Here is a 26,506-nt window from a genome sequence, read left to right as displayed (position 1 = left end):
TTTCGGTAAGGTGTTGTAGCAGTATATGATGCATAGACGGCGGTTATTCCTTGCATTTTTACGGCATTTCATGTCTGCGGCCTGTAAATCTATACAATTTGTTTACAGCTTGATATAAATTATTGACTTTATTACATTTATTATGGTATAATAAATGTGTGCATTCATTATTAATGAAATAACGCCGGGGCTTACTAATATAAATGCGTCACCCGGCTTTCAATAAAGACTATAGGGAGGGAAGATAATGACCTTCAGCTCGGTCATATTCCTGTTTATATTTCTGCCCGTGACATTCGGGCTTTACTGCATATGCGCCAAAGACAGCATACGCAATATCCTGTTGATGCTCGCAAGCCTTGTGTTCTACGCATTCGGCGAGCCGGTGGCTGTGTTTATCATGATAATATCCGTCATCATAAACTATTTCCTCGGGCGTGCCGCATCAAAGGACAAGCATGACAAGGCGGCGGTGTTCTTAGCAGTGCTATTAAATATCGGACTCCTCATCGCCTTTAAATACACAGGCTTCTTTGCACAGCTTATTAATGACACGACAGGCATCGGCATACCCGTGCCGAAGATAAGGCTGCCGATAGGCATATCCTTCTTCACATTTCAGGGGCTCAGCTATGTTATCGACGTTTACAGAGACAAAAAGTCGGTGCAGAAAAGCTTGATGTCCGTTTTATTGTACATATCGTTCTTTCCGCAGCTTATTGCCGGGCCTATCGTCAAGTATCACGATATCGAAGCCCAGCTGCACAAGCGTGAGCTTACAGCCGACAGGGTCTCAAGAGGCGTCAACCGCTTTATAACAGGCCTTGCCAAAAAGGTGCTCATAGCAAATCAGATGGGGCTTGTGGCTGACACGGTCTTCGGGCTTGACCCTGACAAGCTGGGCTCGGGCGCTGCGTGGATAGGCGCTGTGTGCTATAGCTTGCAGATATTCTTTGATTTCTCGGGCTACTCTGACATGGCAATAGGCCTTGGGTGTATGTTCGGCTTTGACTTCAAGGACAACTTCAACTACCCATTCTCCGCCGGCAGTATGCAGGATTTCTGGAGAAGGTGGCATATTTCCCTCTCGACATGGTTCAAGGAGTATGTATATATCCCCCTGGGCGGCAACCGCAAGGGCAAGGTCAGGACAGATGTCAACAAGATAATCGTCTTCTTTCTGACAGGCTTCTGGCACGGGGCTAATTTCACATTCATCGTGTGGGGTCTTGCGCACGGGTTTTTCCTGCTGCTTGAAAACCACGGGCTTATCCCCACCAAGAACAAAAAGCTCGCTCCGCTGCTGCATATATACACCATGCTCGTTGTGATAGTCACATTTGTAATATTCAGAGCAGACACTCTGACACAGGGTGTAAAGGTGATAGCCGATATGTTCACATTCAGCGCAGGCGATGCAGGCGTTGATGCTACAGTCTATTCGATGCTCAACGGCCTTGTGCTCACGGCATTCATCTTCGGTGTGATTATATGCATACCCACAGTGCCTTTTATAAAAGCCAAGCTCGAAAAGACAAAGGCCTACCCCATCGCACAGTACACCGCATATACAGGAACACTTGTGATATTCGCTCTGTGTGTGCTCTCGCTTGTATCGAGCACATATAACCCGTTTATCTATTTCAGATTTTAAGGGGGGCGTGGATATGAATAAGGCTTTTAAGATAATTTACGCTGCCCTTTTCTTCGGGGTGTGCGCAGCACCGCTTATCACTATGCCTTTTGCATCGAGCAATGAGCAGATAGAAAAGCGTGAGCTTGCCAAAGCGCCGAAGATAATAGAAGACGGCTCGCTCAACACATCGTTTTCCGAGCAGGCCGAGGCGTGGTATAACGACAGGCTGCCTTTCAGGGCAACGCTTCTTGAAGGGGCAGGCAGGATAAAGAGCGAGGTGTTCGGCGCACCGACAGCAAACGTCATATCAGGCAAGGACGGCTGGCTGTTCTTCGAGGGCTCGGCAAAGGATTACATAGATTCAAACGCTATGAGCAGCCACAGGCTCGAATGCACGGCTGTCACACTCTCGCTGATAGAAGAAAATGTCAGGGAAAAGGGAGGAAAGTTCCTCTTTGTGCCGATGCCTAACAAGGCAGAGGTGTATGACGAATATATGCCTGCAAACTACATCAAGGCAGATGAGAACAACTACTCAAGGCTGCTTGAACGGCTCAATGCATACGGTGTCAGCGTGCTCGATATGAAGCAGGTGATGCGTGACAATAAGGATAACGGCATCTACCACAAGCGTGACACCCACTGGAACTACCTTGGGGCGCTTATCGGCTACAACGCCATTATGGACGGGCTGTCGCACCCTCACAAGACATACGACAATGTATCCTACAGCGTCACCAACGACTGGCAGGGCGACCTTGAAAAGCTGCTCTACCCGAATGACCCGGGCTATGACGAGCAGTACCGCTTTGATATCGAGTACGACGAGTTCCGCTTCACGATGCCTCCTGCAGCGTCCGACACAAAGGCGAGCTTAGAGCTTTTCATGTCAGACAAGGAGCAGGGCGACACAAGGATACGCACACAGAAGCTAAAGCCCACAGGCGCAGGCAGTCTGTATATGATAAGAGACTCCTTCGGGCGTGCGCTGCTGCCGTTTATGATAGACAATTACGACACAGCTTTCTTTGAGAGGCGCACTGTGCCGAACATGAACTCCCTGCCGGCAGGCGGCGACCTTGTGTACGAGATAGTCGAGAGAAATCTTGCAAACATCACCACATCAGCACCCAACATGAAAGCCCCCCTGCGTGAGATATCCGACTACACGGGCGACTATGCGGCCGACGGCAACAGGGCATTCATCAAGGAAGAAAGCGCCGGCGTTTTCATATACGGTACGCTTGATGATAACTTTGCAAGCGACGATGCGAGGGTGTACATTCAGCTGACCGGCAGCGGTGTTGAAAAGACCTATGAGGCCTTCCCCATTGCCGAGCAGATGCTGCTTGACGGCCAGGGGCTTGAAGATACCGAATACGGCTTCTCGGCGCACATCGACACATCTGACTTGGCAGACGGTGATTACGAGATACACATAATATCAAACAAAATGAAGAGCGTGACTCTTGAAACACTGACCATAAAAGGAGAATGAACATTATGAAAAGAACAGCAAAAGCAATTATCGCAGCAGCCGCTGCAGTGACAGTTATGATGAGCTTTGCTTCCTGCGGCGACACCAGTGAAAGCAGCTCGAAATCCGGCACAGTATCGCTTGTGACGACCACCACGGCAGCCCCTGCCGACAGCAGCTCTGAGGAGGAGACTACGACCACAACTACCACAGCCGCCGCCGATTCATCAGAGGCTGAGACTACGACCACCACCTCTGCTCCTGACAGCTCGGAAGCCGAAACTACGACTACCACAGCCGAAGCCCCCAAGGAGGAGACTTTTGCTGACAAGCTGAAGATAAAGTACAACGGCACTGAATTCAGCATAGGCGACACATTTGCTGACATAGAAAAATCCCTCGGCGGATACAGCGACAACTTCCAGGCTGCTCACTGCACTGAGGTCGGCATGGACGATATATATGTGTACTCCGGCATGGACGTTACCGTTTTTGAAGGCAAGGTATCAAACGTCATGATCTACGACAACGGCAACTCTGACAAGCCTGCCCCCGAGACTGTCTGCGGCCTTAAGACAGGCATCACAGATGCAGATTCAATTCTCGGCACCCCAGTAAAAACAAACGGCTCAGATTCAAAGTATGACTGCGACGGCCTCTGGGTATGCGTTTCAATGGTAGACGGCAAGGCCTACTCGATAATAATAGCAGAGCTTGAAAAGGCTATTCCTGACTTCTCAGTCTGACACAATATAAAAACACCCCGGAGCTGTGGTCACTTCACCAAGCTCCGGGGTTTATTGATTTTTAAGGCAACACCGCACGAAGATTGTGCGCAAATTGCGCAGTCAGCTTTTTCGTCAGATTGCACAGATTTTCCGAAGGAATACTACCGTATTTCAAGGAAAAAATGTGTAATATGACGGAAAAGATGCAAGTAAGTTGCGTACAAAGCCTTCAGGCGGTCTTTGTGCGGTGTTGCCTTAAGTTATTTGCTCTCGCTGCTTTCTTCGCTGCTGTCCGCCACGCTGTCAGATGAGCTGTCGGAAGAAGACAGGCTGCTTTTTATCTCGCCGTAGGTGGTCATATACACCTTTGTGAACTGTATGTCGTTCATCGGCTTTTTGGTCTCCTCGCTGTTGACCTCGACTGAGCATATCTTGTCGTAAACGTCCATGCCGTCAATGACCTGGCCGAACACTGTATACTGCTGCGAGAAGTTAGGCACGCCGCCGTGCTCCTTGAATGCCTCGACAAGCGTCTTGTTGCCGCCTGCGTTGTCGAGTTCCTCCTTGAATTCGTCGGTGAATTCAACAGAGTTTACAAACATTATCCTCGAACCTGCGAGAGTTTCCTTTACAAACAGGCCCTTCTCGTCACCGAAAGCCACCAGCGAGCCCTTGAAAGGCCACAGCTTTGGCGAGAGCTCTCGCTCGTAGTTCTTGGTGTTGGTGTCGTCATTTGTGGTGCCGTCATCAGTCTTCGAGCCGCCCATGAAATATACGCCGTCCTGAACTGCGAAGACATATGTGCCGTCATAGTAGCCGTCATTCACAAGGTCTGTGAAATATTCGCAGTAATCCGGCACGATATCCGGGTAGAGCACAGCCTTATATGTGCCCATAGTCGTCTCAAACACGCACACAGGCGCATCGTCAGCAGGCGTATCGAACTGGATTATCTCCACATCGTCGGAATCAAGTCTGTTTTTTTGTACAGTGCAGCGATAGAACACCGCAAACACCATGACAAAAGCAAGACCTATCATCGAGAACTGGAAGAACACCTTAAAGCGCCTTGAAGTCATATTTCTGCCCCTTGGCAGGCGCTTTATCTCATTATCCTTATCCTTTGCCATTGTTTCTCCTTAATGCTTATTACAGCTTTGTTACTTTAGTGCCCTGTCTTGTTTCCTCTATCTTGTAGCCGAGGGCGGTTATCTTGTCCCTGAGCTCGTCGGCAAGGGCGAAATTCTTTTCTTTTCTTGCGGCAGCACGCAAAGCCACGAGCTCTGCCACCTCAGCCGGGAGCTCTGTCTCCTCGCTCTGCTGTGAGAGCTTCCTGGCATTTGCAGTGATATCAAGAGTGAGCACCTTGTCAAACTCGTCGATGAGTGCGAGCTTTGTAGCAGGTGTTGTATCAGCCTTGAGCACATCGTAGAGCGCTGTTATAGCGTTAGATGTGTTTATATCATTATCGAGCGCCTCGGTAAACCTTGCCATGAGCGCATCATATGCCGCCTTGTCTATATCGCCGGCAGTCTCGCCCTGCAGCGAAGCTACCTTTGCAAGTATCTTGTTATATGCAGTCTTTGCGTTGTCAAGATTCTCCCAGGAGAACACAAGGCTCTTTCTGTAGTGCGAGAGCAGGCAGAAGAAGCGGTAAACAACAGCCGGATAGCCCTTTTCTTCAAGCAGCTTGACTGTCAAAAACTCGCCCTTTGACTTGCTCATCTTGCCGTCATTTGTGTTCAGGTGGAGTATATGGAACCAGTAGTTGCACCACTTATGGCCGAGGTAGGCCTCACTCTGTGCTATCTCGTTTGTGTGGTGAGGGAATGCGTTATCAATGCCGCCGCAGTGGATATCGAGCTTTTCGCCGAGGTGCTTCATTGATATGCATGAGCACTCGATATGCCAGCCGGGGTAGCCTACACCCCACGGAGAATCCCACTTGAGCTCCTGATCGTCAAACTTGCTCTTTGTGAACCAGAGCACGAAATCGGCTTTGTTTTTCTTGTTCTCGTCCTTCTCAACGCCTTCACGCACGCCGTCTTCGAGGTCTTCCTCGTTGAAATTGTGGAAAACGTAATACTCTTTGAGCTTTGAGGTGTCAAAGTAGATATTGCCGCCTGCCTCGTAAGCATAGCCCTTCTCGATAAGCGATGATATAACTCTGATAAAATCATCTATACAGTGTGTTGCAGGCTCTACCACATCAGGTGTCTTGATGCCGAGCTTTTTGCAGTCCTCAAAGAAAGCGTCGGTGTAGAATTTAGCGATATCCATAACGCTCTTGTGCTCACGCTTGGCACCTTTCAGCATCTTATCCTCACCGGTGTCGCCGTCAGAGGTAAGGTGGCCTACGTCTGTTATATTCATTACTCTCTTGACATCAAGGCCGGTAAAGCGCATATATTTTTCAAGCACGTCCTCCATGATATAGCTCCTGAGGTTGCCGATATGCGCAAAGTGATAAACGGTAGGGCCGCAGGTATACATAGATACCTTGCCAGGCTCATTCGGAACGAATTCCTCGACCTTATGTGAAAGTGTGTTATATATTCTCATTAGTATGTTTCCCTTCTTTATTTGCTTGAATCTATATATTTCCAATAACCCTTAAGATACTTCATGCCGGATATCACCGTAAGCACGACTGATACCCAGATAAGAGCCTCGTTAACAAGGAACACTGTGGAGTTCCAGTTAAGGTCCGGGCTGCCCTTTGCGTCGGGGAAGAATATCTGAAGTGCCATGATAGCCACAAGTGCGACCATAGTGAATGCAGTTTTCAGCTTGCCCCATATGCCTGCTGCGACGACCACGCCCTCGTTTGCAACAACGAGCCTTAAGCCCGTTACCATAAACTCACGGGAGAGGATTATTATTACCGCCACAGGGTCGATAAGACGCTCAAAGCATAGAGTGATAAGTGCTGTCATAACGAGCAGCTTGTCAGCCAGCGGATCCAAAAACTTGCCGAAGGTAGTGACAAGGTTCTGCGCCCTCGCTATCTTGCCGTCAAGCATATCTGTGATCGAAGCTGCTGCGAATACAATGAGTGCCCAAATCCAGTGATACGGGATATAGAGCAGCACGAACACCGCAAAGAACGGTATCAGCAGCACTCTCAAAACTGTCAGTTTATTCGGTAAATTCATATCAGATCTGTCCTTTTATATGATTTATTATACAGTCTCGCCAATAGGATCATAGTCAAGTATGTCAGTTATCCTGACACTTACAAACTCCCCTGCTGCGAGCTTTCTGCCGCTTGTAAAGAAGACCTTGCCGTCTATCTCAGGGGCATCCATATATGTTCTGCCGTAGTACATCTCGGCGTATCTGTCAAAGCCCTCGCACACTGTCTCAAAAGTCCTGCCGATAAGCGCTTCGTTGTTCTCGTCCATAATGAAGCTCTGGTCGTTATAGACCGTTTCAAGGCGCTTTTGCTTGATGTCTTCATCTATCTGGTCGGGCATCACAGCAGCAGGCGTGTCCTCCTCGGCGGAGTATGCAAATGCACCAAGGCGCTCAAAGCGTGCGCTCTTGACAAAGCGTGTCAGCTCCTCAAACTGCTCCTCAGTCTCGCCGGGGAAGCCGGTAATGACTGTCGTTCGCAGTATCACGCCGGGAATGCGTGTCCTGAGCTTATCTACAAGCTCTGTTATCTGCTCTTTGTTGCAGTGGCGGTTCATACGCCGCAGCACCTCGCTGTTGCAGTGCTGTATCGGAATATCGAAGTATTTCACGAGCTTTTCCTCGCTCGCCACTACATCTATAAGTTCATCAGTTATCCTCTCGGGGTAGCTGTAGAGCGTTCTTATCCACTTAAAGCCGTCTATCCTGCAAAGCTCTCTTAGCAGCTCGGGCAGCATAGGCTTGCCGTAGTTATCCTCGCCGTAGCGTGTGGTGTCCTGAGCTATCACAACAAGCTCCTTGACGCCGTGCTCTGCGAGCCACCTGGCTTCTTCGATGATATCTTCCATTTTTCTGCTGCGGAATTTGCCCCTTATCCTGGGTATCGCACAGTATGTACAGTAATTCGAGCAGCCCTCGGCTATTTTGAGGTATGCATAGAACGGCTCTGTCGAGATTATCCTGCCGCCCTCCATAGCAAGTGCCTCGCACTCGCCGTAGCACTGCACGGGCTTATGGTATGCAAAGATATCCCTTATAATATCAACGAGCTTTTCGTTTGAGCCCAGGCCTATAACGGCATCGAGCTCCGGCATCTCCTGCATTATCTGCTCTCTGTATCTCTCAGCAAGGCAGCCGGTCATTATCACAGCCTTTATCCTGCCTTCCTTTTTGAGCTCTATAAATTCAAGAGTCGTATCTATAGCTTCCTGCTTGGCATCGCTTATAAAGCCGCAGGTGTTTATTATAACAACATCAGCAAGCGCTGCGTCCTGTACGAGCTCAAAGCCCTCCGCCTTAAGCGCAAACAGCATATGCTCGGCATCTATCTGGTTCTTCGGACACCCGAGCGAGACCATACCTACTCTTGTAGCCATTATTATCTCTCCTATAAACAAACTCAGTATTATTTTATTATACCACTTTTAATAGGGTTTGTAAAGGGGCTATAATGGCCGAAATAATTTAATTAAATATATTTATTTAACAAAAAGTCCCGGGGAACTGAGCCCGGGGACTATTGTTATTATTCACTGACAGGAGCTTCTTCCCATGTAAGTCCCTTGCCCTTGGTGAAGGCTCTTGACACGTCCATAGGCATAGGCTTGCCGAAGAAGTAGCCCTGAGCACGCTCGCAGCCCGCTTTCTTTAAAAACTCAAAATGTTCAGCCGTCTCAACGCCCTCGCAAAGCGGTGCAAGACCCATTGCTCTGGCACCCTGCATGATAAACTTCATCAGCACGGCCGTCTTGGGGTTATGGTCAAGGCTCCGCAGGAACACGAGGTCGAGCTTGAGCACGTCAAAGTCATACTCGGCTATCGTGTTGAGCGAAGAATAGCCGCTGCCGAAGTCATCGAGCCAGATGTGGTAGCCCTGAGCTTTCATCTTATCGCACTCGCTCTTGATATAGCCTACGTTGTCGTTGAGGGCGCTCTCTGTTATCTCGATATCGAGCATTTCTCTGGGTACATCGTATTCTGCCCTTATGTTCTCGATTATACCGAAGATATCACACAGCTCGAAATCGAGCCTTGATATATTGACAGACATAGGAACGACCGGCTCGCCGGCTTCTTTGAGTGCCTTATAGTCCTCGCAGACACGCTTGACGACATATTTATCAACTATATGGATAAGGTGGAACTGTTCAAGCGTTTCGATAAAATCAGCCGGAGAGAGAATGCCTATCTTCGGGTCAGACCAGCGGACAAGCGCCTCATAGCCGCATATCTCGCCTGTTCTCACACGGATAACCGGCTGGTAGTAGACCTTGATATAGCCGTTTTCAACAGCCTCGTCGATATGGTCAACGACATACTGCTGCTTTCTCAGCTGCTCTCTGAGCATTTCGTCATAGATGCAGTAGTTTATATCATGTCTGCCCTTGATGCTGTTGCAGGCAAGGCGTGCATGGTCGCAGGCAAGACCTACCTCTGCATAGCGGTCATCAAGGAAATAGATGCCGGCCTTTATCCTGACCTTCTTGTTCGGGTCCTCGGTCATGAGCATCTGCTTGTAGACCTTCTCTACCCTGTCTATTACCTTCTGCTTATCGTCGGCGGTGCAGACAAAGAAGTGGTCGTCCGAAAATCTTGCTACTGTGGCGCCCTTGAAGGTGTCTCTTATCGTCTTTGCGAGGTCGCAAAGCAGCTCGTCACCACGCTTGAAGCCGTGGCGCTCATTAAAGAGCTTGAAGTTTGGTATATCAAAGTGTATGAACGAGAAATCCTTTCTCCTGCCCTCGTAGGAATTGAGCAGAAGCTGTATCTTATGGTAGAAAAACGACATATTGAAAAGCCCTGTCAGCTGGTCAGTCTCGTTATTATGCGAAAGAATCTCAGCCTCGGCGAAGGAGTTGCGTGAGCGGTTGAAAAACTCGTTCTTATCGACATCTATTATGAAAACATAGAAAAAGCTCTTGCCGTTTAACCAGTGGAGCAGGTGGCCGAAGTCCTCGATATAGCGCTCCTCGCCCTGCTTGGTGAGTATGCGGTAGCGCACATAGTCATGCCTCTTTTCTCCGAAGACTGTCTGCGCCTGTATCTGGTTCTCTATCCTGTGCAGGTCGTCAGGGTGTACCATGCCCTTGAAGGAGCCGCCGGTATACTCCATAAACTCCTTGAAATCCTCGCAGCCGTAGAGCTTGCAGACATTCGTCTCGGCAAAGAGTATCTTCTCCTCGTCATCGTCAGCCTCGTAGATAAAGAAACCGCCCGGCAGCCCGGTAGGTATCTTGCCGCCTGTATTGGCATCATAATACGTATTCATACATATCCCCCGTTCTGTAACAAAATTACATCTGATAAAAGTATAGCACATTACAAGGATTATTTTGTTAATACTCTGTTAATTTTTCATACAAAAAGTTCTTGACAAGCCGTCTCTTGTATGCTATTATATAAATTGTATATTATACTATTATCAATTAAGGAGGAATAATATGAAAAAATCAAGAAAACGGCTACTGAGCCTTGTCACGGCGCTTATGCTGATGATATCGCTCACGGCGCTGCTGCCTGAGGGGTGGCTGATGACGGTAAGTGCGGATACGTTGACCTATGAGGACAGCTATGGCGTATGGACGTATGAGCAGACATCATTTGATGAGACGACGGGTGAAGGCACCTGCACTGTCACGGGTGTTGCCCTGAAAGATGCGGCTGCCACATCTGTTACAATACCCTCTGTAATAAACAAATCAAAATTCAAGAGGCTGACTGTAACAGGGATAAGCGGCACCATAGAAGCTGACAACAGTACTCATAATCTTTTTGGCAGTCCTAACAATACTATAACAAGCGTAACGCTGCCATCAACGCTGCTAACTATCGGCAATGAAACCTTTATCGAATGTAAGGCTCTGAAAACCGTCAGCTTGCAGGGCGCTAAACTAACAACGATAGGGCGTGACGCATTCAGAAGCTGTATAAAGCTTGATAGCTTCAGCATACCGAGCACAGTCACAACAATTGGCGAATATGCTTTTTATAACTGTGATTCGCTTTTGAGTGTATGGATACCTAAGGACGTTGTGAACATAGGAGCAAGTACCTTCTACGGCTGCGACAAACTGAACACAGTAACATTTGCTCCGGGCAGCCAGTTGAAAAGTATAGGTATGCGTGCATTTGACGGTTGCGATAAGATCACAGATATAACCCTGCCCAATACTCTGGAAAGCATATACAGTTATGCTTTTTATGACTGTGACAGACTTAAATACATAGTTCTTCCCGAGAGTGTAAAAACAATAGATCCTGCCGCTTTCGGCTACTGCAGCTCGCTTAAAGCTATATATATCCCGAAAAATGCTAAGATGACCTACAGCGATTCTATCAGCAATATGGCTAACGGCGCTGTTGTCTACGGCTACAAGGGCACTGACGCTGAGAGCTGTGCAGAAACCAAAGGCTACACCTTCGTTGACGTAGATGAGCTGTTTGATACACTTGCAGAGAAAGCAACGCTCACTCTTAAATCTGCAACTGATAAGACAAGCGGCAAATACTATGTGACCCTCAATGCACCCAAGACCTCGGGCAATGTTATAAACGATGCACCAAAGGGCGCAAAGATAACCATAACCCCCGATGAATCTCTGATACCCGCAGGCAAGACTATCAGTCACTATAAGATAAGCAGCAGTGTTGAGTACAAAGCATACAGCACATCTTATGCAGACGGCGGCTCTGTAAACTGCGGAAGCAACACATTCATTTCATGCAGAGAGCTGACCGGCTTTAACCACAATGCCATTGAAAACATAATCAAGGCTAAGGTGAATTACGGTTCAGAGCCGTCAATAACATCTATCACCACTACCGTTACCCCCGTTTTTGAGGACGCAGGCAACGCCTATGAGCTCAAGGTCGCAGGCAAGCAGGTAACTGATAAGAACTGTGCTGACGTTTTCGGCGACGGAATATTCAGCTATGACAACAAGACCAAGACACTGACTATTAACGGCGATGTTGACTGCTATTCAACTATTGTTGCAAACACGGGCATTGACGGGCTGACAATCAATATACCAAATGACTGCACCCTTATATCACAGGACGGTACGGGCTTTGCGTGCAATGCGAATACTACCGTCACAGGCAACGGCAAGGTCAAATCAGACTGTTATTGGACTAATATCTATGTTGATGGAAATGTTACTGTGACAATCAAGGACGCAAACATAGACATGAAGCACAAATACCCCAACACCAGCAGCATATCCGATGACAGAACCAGTAGTACAAGCGAAACGCTGATAATCGACAACTCGAATGTTCACTGGATAGATTCAAGCAGTACAAACGGCACGACATGGCTTGACAAGATCGTGCTTTTAAACAGCAAGGTAACATCTCCCGAGGGCGGCTATGTAAATAACGGCCACATAGTATACAAAGACACTGACGACTCTGTAAAGGCCGCTCTGGACGTAACGATAGAGCCCATACCCGTATCACAGAGGGGCAAGGATCTGGGTACGATGACTGTTGACCTTTCAAGGACAGCTACCACATGGGATTATGCCGCAAGCAGCTATGAGAACCTTTATAAGATACTCAGCGATAACAACCTTAAGACAATTGACGGCAACAAGCTGTTTCTCCAGGTCTATATGACGACAAGCGGTTATGACCAGTACCACATTGACCTTAACTGCGGCGACAAGACGACCAGTGACGTAGGTTTTTATGTTAAGGACGGAACCATCTATGCAAACAGAAAGGATACCTCTGATGCATACGGCACTTTCACCTATGAAATGAGCACTGAGAATATCGCAGAGTTTTCAAACGCAAAAAAGAATTATTACAGCAAGCTCGAAATAATAATGCCTGAGGGACACACCCACACCTTTGCTGAAGATCCCACATACACATGGAGCGATGACAATACCGCCTGCACGGCAAGCATTGTATGCTCCGGCTGCGGCGAGACAGTGACCGAAGAAGCAACTGTGACCAGCAAGGCAGCATCTCAGCCCACCTGCTCGATAATGGGTACGACAAACTACACTGCAACATTTGCAAATACACACGGCGTGAACTTCAAAACACAGTCAAAGATAGTCAAGGATATCCCCGTAAAGGAGCATGAGTTCAGCAAGCCTGAGTATAAATGGACAGACGGCAAGCTCGGACCTGTCTGCACAGCGACATGCGTATGCACACTCTGCGGCGAGAAGGTAGAAGAAGCTGCCACAATGACATCAAAGGTCAAGACCCCTGCCACAGCCACCACAAAGGGCGTTACGACCTACATCGCAATATTCAAGAACAAGGCGTTCGAGACACAGACAAAGGACGTGGAGAACATTCCTGCCCTTTCAGAGCGTGTGCCCGGCGACCTCAACGGCGACAAAAAGGTTGACCTTAAGGACGGCCTGCTAATGCAGCAGTATCTTGCAGGCTGGAAGGTGGGTATCAACCTTTCAAACGCAGATGTAAACGGCGACGGCAAGACAGACCTCAAGGACGGCCTGCTTCTTAAGCAGTATCTTGCCGGCTGGAAGGTAAACCTCAAGTAAAAGCAACTGAATAATTTCACGTTCCCCGATGCTGCACAGGCGGTGTCAGGGAATTTAAGAGGTGTAATATGAAAAACGATCTCACAACAAGACTTGCTTCTCTCATGCTCGCAGCTGTCACAATTATGAGCACAGGCTGCTCATCTTCCGACAGCTCAAAGAGCTCATCACAGCAGGAGACGACCGCAGCACAGACCACCACCGCAAAGGACGACTCCCTTGAAACGACTACCACCACCGAGCAAACCACTACCACCACGACCACAGCGACCCTTATGCCGCCAATGAAAGAGCCGAGCGAGACGCTGCCGGACTTTGAAGCCGAAGGCGACCTTGTCGATATGAAAAACGGCCCCGACCAGACGCTGCTGCTGCATACTCACACATATGATGCAAGCACAGTCTCGGTATACGACATAGTAAGCGGTGCGACTGTCAGGACATTGCAGCTCACTGATGATACGGAGATGCTCGTAGGCGGCCTTAGCGATGAAACTATCGTCACATCGTCTTTTGCAGACGGCGTGCAGCTCAATTTCTACCCCAAGGGCAAGAGCAAGCCGCAGACAGTCAGCACCGGCGAGGAGTATCTGCCGACCTTTGCAGCTGATGCACAGAATAACTGCATACTCTGGTTTGACCCGACGACATACGAGCTGTGCAGTATAGATACCGCCGGCAAGGTGACAAAGACCGCTGTCAGCAGCGAGGTATCCATGGCATCAGACATAAACACCTATGACCGCACCTACTACATGACAGAGTTTGACGAAAACTCTGACTCCGGCTACTCGGCAGGCATCTACTCGCTCGACACAAACGAGAGGCTGATAGAAACAGAGAGCAGCGACTGGAATTCCTTCCTGTCAGCCGAGGGCTACATCTACACGACCGCTGAGCCTGACGATAACAGCAACACAGCCTTCTATCTTGAAAAAACACCCTATGACAGCACAGACAGGCACACACGCTTTATCATCGACCAGTCTGAAGGCATCGCATATTTGAATGTCATGGGTTCATTGAACAGCAGCTACGCAACATTATTGGTCAACGACAGCACCAACGACACCTACATCAGCAGGATACTTATGCTTGACCTTAAAACAGGCAAGACAGCAGAAATAAAGCCCGACACAACCGAAGATATCATAAGCGTCCTACCTTGCTATAACAAGGACATAAAGCGCTGGGTATACGGCATCATCACCGGCAGCTTTGAATATCCGCACGTTCATCTTATGATGACAGACCCTGCACTTTTAAGCTACGACAAAGAGCTTAAGAGCGAGGAAACAGAGCCTGCCAAGGAAAAGGTCTACGAAGTCGGCGAGAAGTTCAGGGAAGTAAGAGAAGCCGCCGACAAGCTGGAGGAAAAATACGGTATACGCATACTCGTCGGAAATGAAGTCGGCCTATCGGAAAAGACATCTGATTATGTCTTCGTTTCCCGGGAAGACTCTGAAAACCCGTATGCTGTCGAGGACGAGCTGTTCTCACTCAACGAGCTTGACAAGATACTTGGCTGCTACCCCGAGGGCTTCTTTGAGCACTTCAAGACAAAGAACGGCAAGTTCGGCTTCCGCCTGGCTCTTGTAGATGCGCTCAAAAACGACGATTACTCGGATTTCGTTGCAGGCGGCATAGCCTACACGTCGGGTATGTGGTATGACATAGCGATACAGTCATCTATGATAAACTACACCCAGGCATCGTTCGACCACGAGATGTGGCACACAGTCGAGAACCTTGTTTCACGAAACGATCCGCTTGATGAGAGCAAATGGAGCGAGCTCAATCCTTATGATTTCTACTACTCTTCAGATTTCGACAGCTATGCTTCATCATCAGAGCTCAATGACACTATGCTCGAATACGCCGACATAAACGAGGGGCTTGACCCGTCGCTCCCCTACTTCATCAGCTCTTACAGCACAGTCACCGCCATGGAGGACAGGGCAACTCTGATAGAGTGTATCCTCTCGCACAGATACAAATACGACGGCACAGACGATGAGCCCTATGTATTCGGCACAGAGGGCATCAGCAGTTATCCCCACCTGAAAGCCAAGGCCGACTTCCTTGCAGAATGGACAAAGAAAGAATTCGGCTACGTTTACTGGGAAAAGGTCGAACAAGCGATGAAGGAATACGACAAGAAAAAAGGCAATTAAAGGCCGCAAAAAAGCACGCTGTAAAAAGCGTGCTTTTTTTGTTATTATTTTATCCTGGCTTTCTTGACAGCCGAATAACCGCTGTAATACTTTGTGCCGTTCACTGTCTTGAAGGTGCGCACCTTGACGTAGTAGGTCTTGCCCTTTGTGAGCTTGCCGATCGTCTTGGAAGTACCTCTCACGTTGACAGACTTGGTAGTCGCCTTTGTAAACTTCGAGCTTGTCGAATATGTCACCTGATAGCCTGTAACGCCTGCCGCCTTTGAATATGTGACCTTCATCTGTTTTGTCTTGGGCGAGGTAACGCTCTTTAGAGTCGTCTTTTTGGGGAGTATCTTAAAAGATGCTGTCACTGTGCCTGTGTAGTCGCCCTTACCGGTTATAACGACTGTCGCCTTGCCGACTGCCTTGTTGTTCTTATAGCTAACGGTATAGTCTGTGCCTGCCTTGAGCGTTTTGCCGGCGAGCTTGACTACGGGCTTCTGTGTTATCGCCTTGCCTGTGTAATACTTGCTTGAAAGGCCTGTGACTGCGGCTTTTGAGATATTCGTGCGTGTGAGCTTGTCGGTGTAGCTGTCCTTGTAGCTGTTTCCGCAGACTGTGCAGGTATGCTCTGTATAGCCGCCTGAGGTGTAGGTGGGCTTTACCACCTTGTCGGTGTATTTGTGGCCTGCGGTCTTTGTTTCTGTGTCCTTATAGCTGTTGCCGCATACCGAGCAGGTGTGGAGCGTATATCCGCCCTCAGTGCAGGTGGGCTTTACTACTGTGTCCTTGTATTTATGCGATACCGTGACCTTGACGCTGACGCTCTTGCCCTGAGCCGATGCAGTTATCTTGGCGCTGCCTGCCTTAAGACCCTTTACCTTGCCGTCGCTGATGCTTACAGCACTGCCGCTTGTGACCTTCCATGTCGGCGACACATCAGTTTCTATATCTTCTGCCCAGTATGTCTGGCCTAAAAGCAGCATACGGCGCTTTACGACCGGAAGCGATACCGAGTCTCCCTCATAAAGCGATATTGAGCTTTTATCTGCTATCAGCTCGTCCTCGCCGATGAGGGAATTCGCTATGTTGACAGTGACCTTTTTGCTGCTGTCAGCAGGAGCGGTATAAGTGCTGCTGCCGACCTTGCTGCTGAATTCCTGCACCCAGTAGGTAGCGCCCTTGTACTCTACGCAGGCAACACCAACAGCCGTGTAGCCGTCGCCGAGCATATTTCTTCTGTGCCCCTGGCCGGCGTAGCCGTAATCGTCCTCACGCCACAGCATAAATGTATAGTCATGATCCATGAAATACGAGCCCATTGCTATATTCTCACCACGTCCTGTATTGTCATATATAGAAGGGTATGCCGAGAAGCAGTTCTTATTATTCGGGCGTGTGTGGTCATAAAGTGCCACGAGCTCTGCTGCACGCTGCATAGCTACCTTTTCAAGCTCATAGTCATACGATAGCTTGTTTAATCCTGTATACTGCACCTTCTTGGTGTCTGTGCTGTCCCACGCCCACGCCTGCGAGCCTGTGCGGAAGGAATTGATGATATCAAGCATCTTCCTTGCTTCTGACTGGTGGTATGTCACGTTTATCGGGATATCGGTATAGTTCTTTTTAAAATAAGAGCTTGTATCAACGCCGCACTGTTCTATAAAGGGGAGAAATACATCTGCGTCCTTATAGCCGGTGGATACATACAGGTTTTCTGTCTCGCTGTTTATCACAACAGCCGGGAGCGTGAATGAGCCGTAGCCGATATACGAGACCATAAAGTCCCCGATAGTATCGTCTGTGCTGTAGGTGAAGTCAGCCTCCGGGAAATCGAACTCATCAGCAAAGGCCTTGACCGTCTGCTCGGTGTTCTGGTCGATATCTGCAAACACGACCTTTACATCAGGAAACTCCTTTGCTATATTCTTAAGACCGGCCAGTGTGTTTCGTGTATTATAGCAATTCGGCCTGCCGAACACGAATATCGTGCATTTATTGCCGTTGTTGAATTCGCTGATAGTACCGCCGCCGACCTTTGTGATAGTATACGTCCTGTAAGCCTTGGCATGAGTGATGCCTATATCATCAAGAATATCCGTTCCCTCCGGCAGGGCTGCTGCGCCGCCGAAAATAAGTGCTGCCGCCAGAGCTGACGAGAGCAGTTTTTTAAGCATAAAAACACTTCCTCTTCATAAAAATTCCATATGTTTATTATACCACATCTGTGCTGTCGCCGCAACGTTCAATTATCACAAATCGCCCGGCAGATTATTGACATTTCCCACAAGCACAAAAGAATTAACAAAAAGCACGGCGGATAATACTCTGCCGTGCTTTTTCATGTTACTGCTCAGATGCGCTCATGCCGTTATATGCCAAGATTTTTGTTCATGTTCTTTTCTATCTCTTCGCTGTTGGGCTTTTCGCTCTCGCACAGGCCTAAAAATCCGCCTGCTACCATTTCAAGCGCCTCCTCGGGCAGCTCGACATCATTCTCTGCGAGCAGCTCGATAAGCTCTTCTTTGCTCTTACACTCCTTTGCCTTTTGCTGCAATTCAGGTGATAAGTCCTTGATATAGTTTTCATATTTTTCGCTCATAGTATCACTCCTTGTCATGTATCTAATCTCTGCCGCTCTACAAGCTCGGCAAAGTAACCGTTCCTGGCTATCAGCTCGTCATATGTGCCTTGCTCGATTATGCTGCCGCCGTCAAGCACAAGTATCCTGTCACAGTGGCGGATAGTCGAGAGCCTGTGCGCTATAACTATACGGGTGCAGCCCATTTTGTCAAGCGCCTCGCTGACCTGACGCTGTGTCTTATTGTCAAGCGCCGATGTCGCCTCGTCAAACATAAGTATCTTGGGCTTGGGTGCTACAGCACGGGCTATCATCAGCCGCTGCTTCTGGCCGCCCGATATGCCGCCCTGCCCCTCTGAGATAAGCGTCTGCATACCCATAGGCATTGCCCTGATATCGTCTGCGATACCGGCTGTCTCAGCTGCAGCCCACGCATCATCAAGTGTGAGGTGCGGCGCTGAGATGATTATGTTTGAGAATATATCTCCCTGAAACAGTCCGCCGCTCTGGATAACTGAGCCTATCTTTTGCCGCAGCGTCTGAAGATCAAGCCGGGATAAGTCCTTGCCGTCGTAGTAGACAGCGCCCCTTTCGGGCTTTTCAAAGCCAAGCAGAAGGCGCATGAGCGTTGACTTGCCGCAGCCCGTCCTGCCGACTATCGCAACATACTCGCCGGCCTTTATCTTGAAGGACATATTGTTTACGATATACGGTGAATTCTCGTTGTAGCGGAAGCACACGTTATTAAGCTCTATGCTGCCCGAGAGCCTTGTGACTATCTCCTTATTGTCAGCCGCCTCAGGCTCGGTCTTAAGGAAAGGCTCTGCCATTTCGAGTATAGGCTTTATCCTGCCCACAGAAAGCGCCATGCCTGCAAGTGTCGAGAATGCGCCCATTACCGCACCGTATGCCGCCGTGAATGCAAAGTAATTCGACTGGTCAATGCCGCTCTTGACAGCGAGGTAATAGAGCACTATGTTTGACACAAGGCTGATAGCAGTCGTGATGACACCGTTTATCTTTATGAACATGGGCGGTGCATACACAAGCTCTGCCGTGTCGGAATAAAGCCCCAGCCAACGTGCGAAAAACCTCTTTTCAGCGCCCGAGAGCTTTATCTTCTGAACGCCGCTTATCATCGAATAGCTCATGCCGGATTCCTTGGCGCCGAGCTCCATCTGGCGTTTGCTTATCTTTATCTGCACGATCGACGATACAGCCGAGAATGCGACTGTTATAAGTATTATCATCAGCGAAGGCACAACGAGCGCCGGCGCAAAGCTGAATATCTGCGTTATATAAAGCAGCGATGCAATTGACGATAAGCTGCTCATGACGAATGTGCCGAGCAGCAGCTCACACAGCTGCCCGACCGACTGCGAACGGCTGGTAAGCTCGCCGGCGCTGTACTTTCTGAAAAAGTTTGCCGGAAGGCTCATAACTCTCATCATCATAGCCGCCTGCACGCCGAGCTTGGTCTTTGTCTGCACTCTCGATATGAACAGCGCCTTGACAGATGAAAACAGCTGGGTCGATATCGTCGTACACAGCATACATATGGCAATGCCTATAAGTATCCTCGTGCTGCCTGTTGTTATGACAGGGCCTGTGAGGGCTTTTGTCATTCTCGGCATAAGCATACCAATGTTTGTGAGGATAAGTGTTGCTATTATCACGAACACCATATCCATTTTGTTCATGCATCTTCTCATGTATATGATAAGGTCGGGTATACCGAGCTTTTTCTGAGGAAAAGGCCTGTAAAAGCAGTACCCTTCCGTCTCGAATGCCTTTGCCGTCTTTTTATCTATCCTGACTTTTCTGCCTGTGGCTCTGTCGGTATAGCTGTAGCCGCCAAAGCCGCCCGGAAGTATGGCAACAGGCTCGCCGCCTTCTTTTGTATATGCAAGCAAGGGGCCGTATGCGTCCTTCCACCAATTCTCAGTCAGCTCGACACGGCGCTTCATGAGCCCGTGCTGTCTTAAGCAGAAGTCAAGCTGTGCCTCGTGCTCCTTTATGCTTTTAGGTATCTCGACAGGCTTGTAGTGAAACTGCTTTAGTATCTCATCTATCGCCTGTTTGGTAATTATGCGGTCGTCTATTATCTTTGTAGCAGTGCGCTCACCGAGAACGACACCTGCCACACGGAAGAAAGACTCCTCAAACAGCTCCTGATCCATGTTGACACGCTGGCGTATCTGTTCATCAAACCAACCCAAAGTCCTTCTCCCTCCTTTAGTCGTTAGTTACAAGCTCTGTGTATGCTCCGCCGAGAGCCATAAGCTCATCATGCGTTCCACGCTCGGCCACCTCGCCGTGATCGAGCAGGATTATCTCGTCGCAGTCACGGATAGTCGATAGCCTGTGTGCTATGACTATGCAGGTTATGCCCCTATCCTTTATTGCCTTGACGACATCGTACTCAGTCTTTGCATCGAGCGCCGAGGTCGCCTCGTCAAGTATGATTATCGACGGGTCCTGTGCAAGCACACGAGCTATCTCCATTCTCTGCCTCTGGCCGCCGGAAAGGTCACGGCCGCCTGTTGCTATCTTGCTGTGAAAGCCGCCCTCACGCTGCATGATATCCTGATGAAGCTGCGCATCACGGGCAGCGAGTATCATCTCAAAGTCCTGTATCGACTCGTCCCACATCTTTATGTTTTCAGCGAATGTGCCTTCAAAAAGAGTTATCTCCTGGTCAACGACCGCAAGCGAGCCTGTCATCACCGAGCGGTCGTGCTCTGACCTTTTTTTGCCGTCAAAAAGTATCTCGCCCGACCACGGCTCGTAAAGGCCGGATATCAGCTTTGAAAGTGTTGACTTGCCGCAGCCCGATGTGCCGACGAATGCCACTCTGCCGCCTGACTTTATCGTCATCGAGAAGTTCTTTATCACCGGCTCTGCGAGCTTTGAATAGCCGAAGGTGATATTCTTAAGCTCGACATTGCCCCTGAGCTTGCTTAAGCTCTCCTCTGTGCAGGGTTTCTCGGCTGCATTAGGGTCAACAGGGTACTGCATAACGTCCTCGACACGCTCCATCTGGGTGCGCATCTCCTGTATCGTCTGGCCTGCATTCACAAGCGTCATCGCAGGCGACATAAACGAGCCTAAGAACCCCTGGAACATCTGCAATGATCCGAGAGTGAACTCGCCGTGCATGACGAACCATATGCCCATGATAAGCACAGCATGGTTTGCAACAGTTGACAGGAATGTAGGTATCATGCCGAGGTAGTTGTTCATCTTTTCTGACTTTACCTGCTGTGAGTTGACAGATGCCTGATAGCCTGCCCACTTCTGGAAAAAGCCGTTCTCAGCGCCGCTTGCCTTTATCGTTTCTATCATCTCGATGCCTGCAACGGTGGTGGCGCTGAGCTTTGCGCTGTCACGGGACATGACTCTTGTGATGTTTATCCTCTTTTCAGAGATTATCCTTGACATGACGATATTCACAGCGAGCGTGCTGATACCTATAGCCGTGAGCAGAAGGCTCTGTCTGAGCATCAGCACAAGGTAGAATATCATCATTATCGTATTTAAAAGAAGCGGCGCAAAGGTGTTTACAAGCGTGCTTGCAATAGTCGCATTTGTGCCCTGCCTTGACTGGATATCGCCTGCCATTCGCTGCGAGAAGAACTCCATAGGCATATGCAGAACCTTCCACATATACGCCGTGCTGCCGATGACCGACATCTTGCCGTTTATCTTAAGGCTGTATATAGTGTTTGCCCACTCGACTATCAGCTGAATCGCTGCAAGGCCTGTCATGATACCGATAAAGGGCATGAGCCATTCCTTGTTCTGGCCTGTGAGCAGCCTGTCCATGAATATCTTGGACATTATAGGGTTTATAACGCCAAACAGCGATGCTATGACCGTTGTCAGCATAACGAATGCCACCGCCGCACCTGCACCGATAAGGCGCTTTCTTGCAAAGTCTATGGTGCTCTTGCGCTTTCCGCCCGGCTGGAAGTCATCACCGGGAGTAATATTGATAACGATGCCTGTAAATGCCTTGTCAAACTCATCCGGACCGACTTTGACAAAGCCCTTTGCAGGGTCGTTTATACAGGCGTACCTGCCCTTGAAGCCGTTTAGGACTACAAAGTGGTTGAAGTTCCAGTGTATGATACACGGGAACTTGCCCTTCTCACGGATAGTCTTCGGTGTCCTGCTGAATGCCTGCACCTTGAAGCCGTATGACTTGGCAGCCTTTGCAATATTCTTTGCATTCGAGCCGTCACGGGACACGCCGCAGTCAGCACGCACCTGTTCGAGCGGAACCCATTTTTCATAGTAAGCCATTACCATAGCAAGCGATGCGGCACCGCATTCAAGAGCTTCAAGCTGCATGATAACAGGCACCTTTGCCGCACCCTTTGTGACGGTAGGCTTTATTCTGTTCTTATTATAACTCATCTTTGACCTCTTTAGCTGAACAGGAATTTTATCGGGTGTATGCTCTCTGTCACTACCTTGACATCATACTTGCCGTCTGTCTTGTCAGTCGGGGCATAGGCCACAGCTCTGCCGTAGTCGTCAGTTTCGACTGTTGCTATACTGTATTCATCACTGCCTATCCGCACTGTCATGCCCGATGATATCTCCTCGGATGATGCATCTGTCATCATTATGACAGCCTGGCCGTTTTCAACGACAGCCACGCCGTCCCTGACTGTTTCGAGCCTGCCTGAAATACTCCACACAAACAGGCCGCCGAGAAGTATTATCACCGCCGCAAGAAGCATCCAGATACCAGGATTTGTTACCTTCAGGTAGTCGGTCAGCTGCTCGGGAGAATTGATCCTGTCAAGATTTTTCTGCCTGAAAATACCGGGGTTCTGATCTGCCATTTTACTCACCTTACTTTATCTTTTTTGTCATAGTCAGAATATTCTTTCCGTCCTTGTATTCATACCTTACATCGTCCATGTTCTTCCTGACAAGGAATACGCCGAGGCCACCCTTTTTGCGCTCTTTGAGCGGCAGCTTGTTTTTCTCGGGCTCGGGCACGGAAAGTGGGTCATACTGTCTGCCGCTGTCGGTAAAGCTGATAGTCACACATTCAGGTTCACCTGAAATATCCACCCTTATGAGAACATCGCCTGCCTCGCCTTCATAAGCATAGCTTGCGATATTTGTGAATATCTCCTCTGCTGCGAGATCTATCTGTGTCATCAGCTTCATGCTGCACTCATTCGCCTCGAGCTGCTCGTCGATAAGCCCAAGCACCTGCGGAAGTGCAGTCTTCTCTGCTTTTACATCAAGTTCTTTCATCAATGGCCGTCCCCTGCACGGGGCCTCCTCCTTTCGGTGTCACTCAATGTTAAGATCGTCTACAAAGCCAGTCACTTCAAAAACATCCATTACGTCCTGGCAGACGTTCTTTACTGTCATCTCGCCCTGATCTTCCATTATCTGCATGGCTGTGAGCATCACACGAAGCCCTGCACTTGATATATACCTGAGCTCTGCAAAATCGAACACGAGTTTTTCAACCCCTTCGAGCATATCTTCGAGCTTTTCTTCAAGCTCAGGTGAGCTGAGCGTGTCAAGTCTTCCTACAAGAGCTACTGTAAGCTCGCTGCCGTTTCTGTTTTCTCTGATCTCCATAATGATTACCTCCATGTAATGAATTATAACAATGTGATGCCAAGCATCGTCAGGTCATCAAACTGCGGTGCTTCGCCCACAAATAGGTTTACTTTTTCGTGTACGCCTTCAAGGAGCTCCTTTGGTGCGGCATCAGGCATCTCATTGAGCGTGTCAACGAGCCGCTGGGTGCCGAACATTTCCTCAGCTGCATTGGTCGCCTCAGGTACGCCGTCGGTGTAGACAAACAGCGTGCCGCCCCTTTGCAGGGTGAACTCATACTCCTTGTATTTCTTGTTCTTAAGGCCGCCTATCACAAAACCGTGCTTGTCCTTGAACAGCTCGTATTCTCCGCCCGGCTGGCGTATTATCGGGTATTCGTGGCCTGCGTTTGCGGCGGTCAACTTGCCTGTTGATATCTCAAGTATTCCGAGCCACACGGTCACGAACATCTTGTTCTTATTGTTCTTGCAGATGGTATCGTTCGTGCGTTCAAGCACCTCGTGTGGGGACAGCCCCATCATGGTGAAGTTGTTTATGAGAATCTTCGACATCATCATAAACAGTGCCGCCGGAACTCCCTTGCCCGAAACGTCTGCCATTACCATTGCAAAGTGGTCATCGTCAACAAAGAAGAAGTCGTAGAAATCGCCGCCGACCTCCTTTGCAGGGGTCATAGATGCGTAGATATCGAACTCCGTCCTGTCAGGGAATGCCGGGAATACGCTCGGCAGCTGCTCTGCCTGGATAGCCGTTGCCATGTCAAGCTCTGCTGCCACCCTCTCACGCTCACTCGTCAGCTTTATATTCTCCTCGTTGAAGCGGTCTATCGCCCTGGCAAGGTCTGAAATATCGCTTGACAGTATACCGAACTCGTTTCGTTGTTTTATCCTTGACATCTTGTCGATAATTGCCTCGCTGTCCTTGGTCTCGATGTAATCACGCACGCCGCTCTGTATATTCTTGACCGGCAGCACGGCGCTGTGGTAGATCATAGCGAATAAAACAAGCATTGCCAGAAGCAAACCGGCTATACATATTACAGCCGCCTGTCCTAATGTATCCATTATCTTTTGCTGGAATTCATCCCAGTTATATACTACGCCAATTGCCGCAACTGCCTTGCCGTCTGCAATGAGAGGCCTGTATGCTATATAGTAGCTTCCCTTTTCGGGGAAATCATACATTTTTTCAAAATATAGTGTGTCTTTGTTTTCTTCGAGCATCTGTTTTATTGCAGGGTGCTCTGACGGGTCAAGATCATATGTATCGCCCAACTGTTTATCTTCAAGTAACGAATATTCTGCTATCACATTACCTCTGTGCTCTTCTCTGACATCAACAAAGAACACTCGCTCATAGCTATTATCGGCAGATTCAAATCTAAGTGAGAAATCTATATTTTCAAGCTGGTTCCTGGCACTGTATATTTGGATATCTTCAGGCATTTTTTTCAGAGAGTCAACGCTCCATACATCTTCATCATCAAGAGATCCAAGATAGGTGCCAAACCTGTCAAACTCTTCCTCTGTGGTCTCTCTGAGCATATCTTCGGGATACTTTTCCCACATATCAAGATACCATTCCAGAATCCCTTCTTCATCATTTATGTAAATGGTGTTTTCATACAGCTCGTCAAGAACAGCTTTCATATGTGCATCTTTAGCTTCAAGAAAGCCGTCTGTAGTGCTTGTATATATCGCATACATCATTGCGGTCAACATAAACGTCAGGACAAATATGAGTATCAGAGCTATCCTTATCATAAGCTTGGGTCGCCTTCTTCTTTTTTCAGCGCTCATATACTCACCTCTTTCATATCATTAAGATCTGCCATGCCCGTGATGCCCATATGCACCATTTCTCTTATCCTTGCACTGTAGTCAAGGCTTAAGAATCCCTCGCTGTGCGACCATTTTTCAAGGCCGTGTGCCGCCGCTTCAACTATCTCTGTCACGGCCTGCGTGACCTTTTGCGAAAGGCCGGCTGTGTAAACTCCAAGCCTGTCGCCGCTGCCGGGGATAATGCCCAAAAACTTCAAAAACCACTCAGCCCTATAAAAGCCGAAGGTGTCATAGAGCCCGACAAAATCCGCCATCAGCTCGTCGTGCAGGATATTGTTGGAAACACCGTAGACCTGCTTTGTGTAAAAGTGCGTACACTCGTGGCTGCGGCGTATCAGCAGAGATTTCTGCGCCCAGTCATCTTTATCAAGCGAAAGCTCACTTGCCGGAAGGTTGCTGTAGGGCTTTGATGACAATATAATAAGCCTTGTCTTCTGCCCCGAAACAAACGCCGCACCTGTTTTGCCGATATTCTCAGGGCGCTCGCCCTTGTGGACTATGTTTGTAACAAGCGCTTCAAAATCGTCCTTGTCATCAACATAGATGATCGGCAGCTCCCCGGCAGGGGAAGTGTATATCTTAAGCTGCACGCCGTCAGGGTGTTTAAAACCAACAGGCAGCCTGCGGCATACCTTCTGGTTTATTACCTCCGCCGCACCGCAAAGCCCCGCAAGTGATGCGAGCTTTTTCCAAACATCAAGCTGCTCAAAGGCGGCAGGCTCATTCTCTTTAAGGCCTGCGAAGCGGTTGGTCAGATATTCTGAAAGCTCTGCCCTGTCTTCACAGGACAGGCTGTATTTTTCGCAAATAGTATCAAGTTCCATTTATAT

General features: G+C 48.9%; 19 protein-coding genes. 5 read left to right on the top strand and 14 right to left on the bottom strand.

The genetic code is table 11. From position 1 onward, the window contains the following. The first annotated feature begins 247 nt into the window (after positions 1 to 247). From CD05_RS0103035 to CD05_RS0103025, 3 genes are read left to right on the top strand one after another with little or no spacing between them, the layout of a single operon-like run. Positions 248 to 1,654, top strand: coding sequence for an MBOAT family O-acyltransferase (locus CD05_RS0103035; protein ID WP_028509253.1), 1,407 nt, complete (start codon positions 248 to 250; stop codon positions 1,652 to 1,654). Between the two features lie 13 nt (positions 1,655 to 1,667). Further along, complete coding sequence (locus tag CD05_RS0103030; protein ID WP_028509252.1) at positions 1,668 to 3,134, top strand: hypothetical protein; 1,467 nt, start codon at positions 1,668 to 1,670, stop codon at positions 3,132 to 3,134. A gap of 5 nt (positions 3,135 to 3,139) precedes the next feature. Next, positions 3,140 to 3,859: a hypothetical protein gene (locus CD05_RS0103025; RefSeq protein ID WP_028509251.1), complete on the top strand. Its 720-nt coding sequence runs from the start codon at positions 3,140 to 3,142 to the stop codon at positions 3,857 to 3,859. A gap of 242 nt (positions 3,860 to 4,101) precedes the next feature. Here the strand turns inward: CD05_RS0103025 and CD05_RS0103020 are convergent, their stop codons facing one another. From CD05_RS0103020 to CD05_RS17250, 5 genes are all read right to left on the bottom strand, one after another. Continuing rightward, entirely contained in the window at positions 4,102 to 4,971 is an 870-nt protein-coding gene (locus tag CD05_RS0103020) for a peptidylprolyl isomerase (RefSeq protein WP_037322766.1), read from the bottom strand. 19 nt (positions 4,972 to 4,990) lie between these two features. Next, a complete protein-coding gene (cysS, locus tag CD05_RS0103015; RefSeq protein ID WP_028509249.1) occupies positions 4,991 to 6,403 on the bottom strand; it encodes a cysteine--tRNA ligase in 1,413 nt (470 codons plus the stop codon). Between the two features lie 17 nt (positions 6,404 to 6,420). Then, on the bottom strand, positions 6,421 to 6,996 hold the full coding sequence (gene pgsA / locus CD05_RS0103010; protein ID WP_028509248.1) for a CDP-diacylglycerol--glycerol-3-phosphate 3-phosphatidyltransferase: 576 nt from the start codon (positions 6,994 to 6,996) through the stop codon (positions 6,421 to 6,423). A gap of 27 nt (positions 6,997 to 7,023) precedes the next feature. After that, complete coding sequence (gene rimO / locus CD05_RS0103005; protein WP_028509247.1) at positions 7,024 to 8,352, bottom strand: 30S ribosomal protein S12 methylthiotransferase RimO; 1,329 nt, start codon at positions 8,350 to 8,352, stop codon at positions 7,024 to 7,026. A gap of 149 nt (positions 8,353 to 8,501) precedes the next feature. Next, positions 8,502 to 10,244, bottom strand: coding sequence for a GGDEF and EAL domain-containing protein (locus CD05_RS17250; protein ID WP_051588793.1), 1,743 nt, complete (start codon positions 10,242 to 10,244; stop codon positions 8,502 to 8,504). A 172-nt stretch (positions 10,245 to 10,416) separates the two neighbouring features. Between CD05_RS17250 and CD05_RS19425 the strand changes: the two genes are divergently transcribed. Continuing rightward, positions 10,417 to 13,503, top strand: a complete 3,087-nt coding sequence (locus CD05_RS19425) for a leucine-rich repeat protein (protein WP_051588792.1) — start codon at positions 10,417 to 10,419, stop codon at positions 13,501 to 13,503. 68 nt (positions 13,504 to 13,571) lie between these two features. After that, positions 13,572 to 15,677 (top strand): hypothetical protein, encoded by a 2,106-nt coding sequence (locus CD05_RS0102990; RefSeq protein WP_028509246.1) that lies wholly within the window; start codon positions 13,572 to 13,574, stop codon positions 15,675 to 15,677. 44 nt (positions 15,678 to 15,721) lie between these two features. Here the strand turns inward: CD05_RS0102990 and CD05_RS19420 are convergent, their stop codons facing one another. From CD05_RS19420 to CD05_RS0102945, 9 genes are all read right to left on the bottom strand, one after another. Then, positions 15,722 to 17,836, bottom strand: coding sequence for a CAP domain-containing protein (locus CD05_RS19420; RefSeq protein WP_028509245.1), 2,115 nt, complete (start codon positions 17,834 to 17,836; stop codon positions 15,722 to 15,724). A gap of 194 nt (positions 17,837 to 18,030) precedes the next feature. Beyond that, a complete protein-coding gene (locus tag CD05_RS0102980; RefSeq protein WP_028509244.1) occupies positions 18,031 to 18,261 on the bottom strand; it encodes a hypothetical protein in 231 nt (76 codons plus the stop codon). A gap of 14 nt (positions 18,262 to 18,275) precedes the next feature. Beyond that, complete coding sequence (locus CD05_RS0102975; RefSeq protein WP_028509243.1) at positions 18,276 to 20,459, bottom strand: NHLP bacteriocin export ABC transporter permease/ATPase subunit; 2,184 nt, start codon at positions 20,457 to 20,459, stop codon at positions 18,276 to 18,278. A gap of 16 nt (positions 20,460 to 20,475) precedes the next feature. Beyond that, positions 20,476 to 22,659, bottom strand: coding sequence for an NHLP family bacteriocin export ABC transporter peptidase/permease/ATPase subunit (locus CD05_RS0102970; RefSeq protein ID WP_051588791.1), 2,184 nt, complete (start codon positions 22,657 to 22,659; stop codon positions 20,476 to 20,478). 11 nt (positions 22,660 to 22,670) lie between these two features. Next, a complete protein-coding gene (locus CD05_RS17235) occupies positions 22,671 to 23,093 on the bottom strand; it encodes a hypothetical protein (RefSeq protein ID WP_051588790.1) in 423 nt (140 codons plus the stop codon). 10 nt (positions 23,094 to 23,103) lie between these two features. Beyond that, positions 23,104 to 23,517 carry an ATP-binding protein gene (locus tag CD05_RS0102960; RefSeq protein ID WP_028509241.1) on the bottom strand — a complete coding sequence of 138 codons (414 nt, stop codon included), beginning with the start codon at positions 23,515 to 23,517 and terminating at the stop codon, positions 23,104 to 23,106. Between the two features lie 39 nt (positions 23,518 to 23,556). After that, positions 23,557 to 23,853: an STAS domain-containing protein gene (locus CD05_RS0102955; protein ID WP_028509240.1), complete on the bottom strand. Its 297-nt coding sequence runs from the start codon at positions 23,851 to 23,853 to the stop codon at positions 23,557 to 23,559. Positions 23,854 to 23,876: 23 nt separating this feature from the next. Then, positions 23,877 to 25,634: a PP2C family protein-serine/threonine phosphatase gene (locus CD05_RS19415; protein ID WP_051588789.1), complete on the bottom strand. Its 1,758-nt coding sequence runs from the start codon at positions 25,632 to 25,634 to the stop codon at positions 23,877 to 23,879. Beyond that, entirely contained in the window at positions 25,631 to 26,500 is an 870-nt protein-coding gene (locus CD05_RS0102945) for a hypothetical protein (protein WP_028509239.1), read from the bottom strand. The genes CD05_RS19415 and CD05_RS0102945 overlap by 4 nt, the downstream gene beginning before the upstream one ends. Between the last annotated feature and the right edge of the window lie 6 nt (positions 26,501 to 26,506).

The sequence above is a fragment of the Ruminococcus sp. NK3A76 genome (genome assembly GCF_000686125.1).
Taxonomy (GTDB): Bacteria; Bacillota; Clostridia; order Oscillospirales; family Ruminococcaceae; genus NK3A76.
The sequence above is the reverse complement of the archived record's forward strand: the minus strand, read 5'-3'. Positions and strand labels throughout refer to the sequence as shown.